The 1210-nt window shown below is 64.6% G+C and carries 1 pseudogene; it reads left to right on the forward strand.

Annotated features, from left to right (window positions below):
• Positions 1-53: 53 nt before the first annotated feature.
• Positions 54-1210: pseudogene (locus ACIBG0_RS42255) on the forward strand (IS3 family transposase); the annotation flags it as partial.

A 1210-nucleotide genomic window follows, 5' to 3' on the forward strand; every position in this document is an offset into this window, starting at 1 on the left:
TGAATCGCCCCGTGTTTCGTGCCCACTCTCTTTCTTGAGAGGATGGGCAGACCATGCCATCGAAGTACGACGAAGCGACCAAGGCCAAGGCTGTGCGGCTGGTCGTGGACCATCGCGGCGATTACGACAGTGAGTGGGCTGCGATCAAGGCGGTGTCGGCCCGGCTGGGGATGACGGCGGAGACGCTGCGGAAATGGATCCGGCAAGGCGCGGTCGATCGGGGTGAGGTCGAGGGGGTCTCGACCGAGGCGGCGCGGATGATTCGTGAGCGGGACCGTAAGATCGCCGAGTTGGAGCAGACGATCGAAATCCTTTCTGCGGCAACGTCTTTTTTCGCGCGGGACAAGCACCCGCGACACCGTTAGTGTGTGAGTTCATCGCCGAGCAAAAGGCTCGGTTCCCGATCACGGCGATGTGCCGGGCACTCACGGCGCGCGGCATCACGATCGCGCCCCGCACGTTCCATGCCTGGAATACTCGTGCGCCGTCGAAGCGGGCATTGTGGGACACCGCGGTCACCGAGATCCTGGCCGGTTACTACGAGCCCGACGAACATGGCCGCCGCAAACCCGCGTCGCTCTATGGCGCGGAGAAGATGTGGGGGCATCTGCAACGTGAGGGCATTCCGGTGGCCCGCTGCACCGTGGAGCGGTTGATGCGCGCCCACGGCTGGAAAGGTGTGGTGCGCCGCAAGGCGATTCGTACCACCGAATCCGATCCGGCCGGGGCGCGGGCGGCGGATCTGGTCGACCGGAACTTCCGGGTCCCTGCGCCGAATCTGCTGGTCGTGGCCGATTTCACCTATGTCCGGTTGGCCGGCGGCGGTTTCGTCTATACCGCGTTCGCGGTCGATGCCTACGCCGGGCGGATCGTGGGCTGGGAGTGCTCGACCAGCAAACAGACCGCGTTCGTGGAATCGGCGATCCGGCAGGCGGCAGCGTTGCGGGCGAGGCAGGGGCGCCCCTGGAACGGCTCTACGATCCATCATTCGGACGCCGGGTCGCAGTACACATCGGTGAAATTCGGTGAGACACTGATGCTTTCGGGTCTGCGCCCGTCGATAGGGTCGGTCGGTGATGCCTTCGACAATGCCCTCGCGGAGACGACGATCGGGCTCTATAAGACCGAGGCGGTCCGTGACGATTCACCGTTCCGGAGAGGGCCGCTGAACCGGCTGGCTGATGTCGAGCTACTCACCCATGAATGGGTC

The organism is Nocardia sp. NPDC050630, from assembly GCF_044457245.1.
In the GTDB taxonomy this organism is placed as follows: Bacteria; Actinomycetota; Actinomycetes; order Mycobacteriales; family Mycobacteriaceae; genus Nocardia.